Origin of the sequence: Rosettibacter primus (genome assembly GCF_036860675.1) — a bacterium.
Lineage (GTDB): Bacteria > Bacteroidota > Ignavibacteria > Ignavibacteriales > Melioribacteraceae > Rosettibacter > Rosettibacter primus.
Window position 1 is genome coordinate 1 of sequence record NZ_JAYKGK010000020.1, and the last position, 5,223, is coordinate 5,223.

The 5,223-nt window shown below is 31.7% G+C and carries 2 protein-coding genes and 1 tRNA gene; 2 read left to right on the forward strand and 1 reads right to left on the reverse strand.

Features of this window, described 5'->3' with window-relative positions; translation table 11 throughout:
• Positions 1-205: 205 nt before the first annotated feature.
• Positions 206-2,098 carry an acetate--CoA ligase gene (gene acs, locus VJY32_RS14240; protein ID WP_353678599.1) on the reverse strand — a complete coding sequence of 631 codons (1,893 nt, stop codon included), beginning with the start codon at positions 2,096-2,098 and terminating at the stop codon, positions 206-208.
• A 654-nt stretch (positions 2,099-2,752) separates the two neighbouring features.
• On the opposite strand from acs, the gene VJY32_RS14245 reads away from it, so the two are divergent.
• Entirely contained in the window at positions 2,753-4,990 is a 2,238-nt protein-coding gene (locus VJY32_RS14245) for a TonB-dependent receptor (RefSeq protein WP_353678600.1), read from the forward strand.
• A gap of 54 nt (positions 4,991-5,044) precedes the next feature.
• A tRNA-Ser gene (locus tag VJY32_RS14250) sits at positions 5,045-5,135 on the forward strand.
• The last annotated feature ends 88 nt before the right edge of the window (positions 5,136-5,223 follow it).

Consider the following 5,223-nt stretch of genomic DNA (forward strand, 5'->3'; position numbering starts at 1 on the left):
ATGACAGGGAGAAAATAATGGCGAATTCCTCAGAATGACAGAAAAGAAATAACACTGTCATTCTGAATGGAGCGAAGCGGAATGAAGAATCTCAAATAGCAAAACTTACTTTTATCGAGATAAAATTCGACTTACATCTTTTATTTTAGCATATTCTTGCAATCCTGTTATTTCAGTTTATAAAATATTTCTATTTCTTAATCTTTTATTCTTCCAATGTAGATATATTTCCAGGGTCTTGTCCTAATGCTCTTGCTTTTAGGACTCTTCTCATAATTTTTCCGCTTCGAGTTTTGGGTAATGAGTCAACAAATTCAATATGTTCAGGTTTTGCAATTGGACCGACTTCGTGACTTACATGTTGTCTTAGTTCTTCAATTAATGCAGTAGATTTTTCATAGCCATTACGAAGAATTACATAAGCATAAATTGCATTCCCTTTTACTTCATGAGGCAGTCCAATAGCTGCTGCTTCAGCAACTGCTGGATGACTTACTAATGCACTTTCAATTTCTGCAGTTCCTAATCTATATCCTGATACTTTAATAACATCATCAACTCTACCAATTATCCAGAAATAACCATCTTCATCTTTACGTGCACTATCGCCAGTTAAGTACATGCCGGGGAATTTACTCCAATATTGTTGAATATATCGTTCGGGGTCCTTGTAAACTGTTCTTATCATTGCGGGCCATGGAGTTTTAATTACAAGATAACCTTCTTCATTTGGTTTGACTGAATTTCCATTTTCATCAACAATATCCATTTCTATTCCTGGAAATGGTCTTGTAGCAGAACCTGGTTTAAGTGGGACACAAGGTAATGGTGTTATCATAAACATTCCAGTTTCTGTTTGCCACCATGTATCCATAATTGGGCATTTTTCTTTTCCAACAACTTTATAATACCATTTCCAAGCTTCAGGATTAATTGGTTCCCCAACTGAGCCTAATAATCTTAATGAAGATAAATCATGTCTTTTGACCCAGGCTTCACCAAATCTCATCAAACCTCTTATAGCAGTTGGTGCGGTGTAGAGAATATTAATACCATACTTTTCAATCATCTGCCACCAACGATTTGGATATGGGAAATTTGGTGCTCCTTCATACATAAAAGATGTAGCCCCATTTAATAAAGGACCATAGACTATATAACTATGTCCCGTAATCCAGCCAGGGTCTGCAGCACACCAATAACGGTCTTCTTCATGAATATCAAATACATATTTTAATGTTGTATAAACACCGACCATATAACCGCCGTGGGTATGTAAAATTGCTTTTGGTTTTCCTGTTGTACCAGAAGTGTAAAGTATAAAAAGCGGATCTTCAGTATCCATGATTTCTAATGCACAATTTTGATTTGCAATTGGTAAATTCATTAATTCGTGATACCACATATCTCTGCCCTGTTCCATATTTATTTCCTGACCGGTTCTTTTAACAACTAACACATGTTCTACTGTGCCGCATCTTTGTAATGCTTCGTCTGCTATTTGTTTTAATGGAACTATTTTTCCGCGTTGATAAGCTCCATCTGCTACAATTAACACTTTCGAGTTGCTGTCTTCAATTCTTTCTGCAAGAGATTCAACAGAAAATCCTCCATAAACAACAGAATGAATTGCACCTATTCTTGCACATGCTAACATCGCAATTATAATTTCTGGAATCCTTCCCATATAAATTGTAACGCGGTCACCCTTTTGTACTCCCATACTTTTCAATACATTTGAAAATTTGCATACTTCACGGTGTAAAGCATAATAGGACATTGTTCGTAAATCTCCATTCTCTCCCTCCCATATTAAAGCTAATTTGTTTCTTCGATAAGTTTTGATATGAACATCAAGACAATTATAAACAATATTAGTTTTTGCTTTAGTAAACCATTTATAAAAAGGTTTATTAGAATCATCAATTACTTTTTCCCATTTATTAAACCAATGCAATTCATCAGCCATTTTTGACCAGAATCCTTCATAATCTTTCTTTGCAAGTTCATTTAGTTCATCCCAATTTTTTATATGCGATTTATTTAAAACATCCTCACTTGGATAATATACTTCCCCGTGTAATTTTTTGTTTAACATATTTCCTCCTTTAATAATATTGATAATTAGACTTTATGTCTTTAGATTTGCAGTTGAAAATAAACTTTGAGTCCTTTATAATCAATAAAAAATTTTATGAATGGTAAGATTAAACATACTATCACCTGGGTATTTATTGTTTTATACTTTTCGATTTTATGTTTAGATGTATTTCACATTCATAAACATGAAATAAAATCTTATGGTTATATATCCCTTTCTAATGAATTAAATATTTCTGATCCATTTAAAAATGAATCAGGATTATGCAGTGTTGAGCAGTTTTTCAATCACAGTTTTAATGCTCAATTAATTACTTCATCAATTCTCATTTATTTGAATCAAACTATACCTTTGATTCAAAAAGCACAAACAGATATTCCTATAAAAAATTTATTTACAACACTCACACTCCGATCCCCTCCCCAATTAATCCAAGAAATATTTCTCTATTAATCAAACATTTTTTGTAATCAATAAAATATTTTTCTAAACGTAAAAATCTGAAGCGGTCATCGTCATAATATTTTAGAGATAAGAGATTCTTCACTTCGTTCAGTATGACATTGAGTTCAAAATTCATAATTCATTTTCGTCTGCATTAAGCATGCTTGGAAATGATATAAAAACTAAATTTGATTGAGGAGATTCAAAATGAAGAAGATAAATATTTTTATACTAATCATATATTTATGGATTACAATAATTATTGATGCACAAACTTTTTCATTAATTGGTTATGTTAAAGAAGAAAAAGATGATACGCCTTTGATAGGTGTTAATGTTTTAATAGAAGAATTAAAAATAGGGACAACAACTGATACCGATGGGAAATTTGAATTCAATAATTTGAAGAGCGGAACATACTCTTTAAAATTTTCCTATATCGGTCATAAAACAATAACAAGAAAAATCACGATTCCTTCAATTGAACCGATTGTAATAAAACTTGAAGAAGGAATAATTAATTTACAAGAAGTTGTTGTAACTGGAAATCCATTGTCAATTGACCCCAAAAATTTATCTCAAAGCACTTTATCAATTTCTAACTTAGAACTTCAGATAAAAAGAAATATCAGCATAGCTCAAATACTAAACTTTCAGCCTGGTATTGCAATGCGTTCTAATGGAATTGCTGCTGCAAGACCAATTATTCGTGGCTTTAGCAACAATAGAGTACTAATCTTAGAAAATGGTCTAAGAATGGGAGATTTATCCAATACATCGGACGACCATGCAATATCAGCAGATGGAAATACTCCAGAAAAAATTGAAGTACTTCGAGGTCCTGCAAGTTTACTCTACGGTAGCAATGCAATTGGAGGAGTTGTAAATATCATCACAGAAGATATTCCAAACTATATTTCGAAAGGGTTGATTGGTGATATAAATTTTGAAAATTCTTCTGTCAATAAAGAATTAAATATTAGCAGCGATATACATTTTGGATTTGATAAATTTTCTTTTCATTCAAATTATTTTAATCGGTATAGCAAAGATTATACTGACGGCAATGGTTCTTCAGTTTTTAATTCCGACCAATTTTCAAGAGGATATCAGCTTGGATTTGCTTTTATCCCATCTTTTTTAAGAAGTGGAATCAGTATTAAAGATTATTTTAACAGTTATGGTATTCCAACCTTTTTCAATGATGAAGAGCAAATAAAAATTAATATGAAGAAAAAAGAATATCGTTTTTTGATTGAAAGTGATAAGATTAATTTTTTTGTAAACAATTTTAGTCTTAAAGCTGGTTATCAAAATTATGAACATAAAGAAATATTAAGAGCAACAGGGGAAACAGGAACTTCGTTCGGATTAAAATCATACAGCTTTGATTTATCCTTCAAACACAAACCAATACGCCTATGGCAGACAAAAAATATTTCTGGTGTTTTTGGGCTCTGGTATCAAAAACAAAATTACAATGTTTTTGGCGATGAAGCATTTACACCTAATGCAAATTACGATGGAATTGCTGCATACATATTCGAACAAATAAGAATCAACAAATTAAATATGCAGTTAGGTGTTCGAATTGAAAATAATCGAGTAGTAATTCCTGAATCGATAATTTCTGATACACATTTCCCTGCAGAAGAGAAAAATTATCTTTCTTTCAGCGGTTCAGTTGGAATTTCTTATAACATTTCTGATGATGTATCTTTGTTTTCAAATATTGCAAATGCATTTCGAGCACCAACAGTGGAAGAACTTTCTTCCTATGCAATTCATGAAGCTACAGCTGCCTTTGATATTGGTAATCGAAATCTTAATAAAGAAAACAATCTTGGATTTGATTTAGGCTTACGAGTAAGAAAAGCAAATCACTTAGTTGAGCTCAGCAGTTATCACAATATGCTTAATAATTTCATTTACCGAAAACCAACAAATTATTTTTATGATGCAGCATCAAACAAATTTAACGACACTTCCGGTTATCCAGTATTTATTTATTCACAATCAAATGCATCTATTTATGGATTTGAATTAATTGCTCAGTATGAATTTACCAGAAATTTATCTTTAACAGTCATGATGGATTATGTAAGAGGCATTGTAAGGGATACAAAAGAAAATTTACCACAAATGCCACCATTTAGATTTTCAATTGAACAAAGATATTTCACAGACAATTATTGGTTTGGTTATCAATGGAAATTAGCAGAAGCACAAAATAAGACAGCAGCCGAAGAAAAACCTACAAAAGGTTATGGAATTGTTGATATTTATTGTGGAGTAAAAATATTAACTGGGAAATTTTTTCATATAATTAGTTTAAAGATTGAAAATTTATTAGACCAGCCTTATAAAGATCATTTATCTTCAATAAAAAATTTTGCATATATGCCAGGAAGAAATCTTCAAATGAGTTATAAATTTTTATTTTAATTATGTGATTATTATATTGGCGTCATAAAATTTAGACTTTTCTTTTCAAAGTGTGGAGAGGTGGCCGAGTGGCTGAAGGCAGCGGTTTGCTAAACCGCCATAGGGGCTTAAACCTCTATCGCGAGTTCGAATCTCGCCCTCTCCGCGAAGTTATATCTCTTCAATGGAATATTTTGTTTACATACTTTACTCTCCTTCTCATAATCGTACTTATGTTGGTCAAACTAATGACT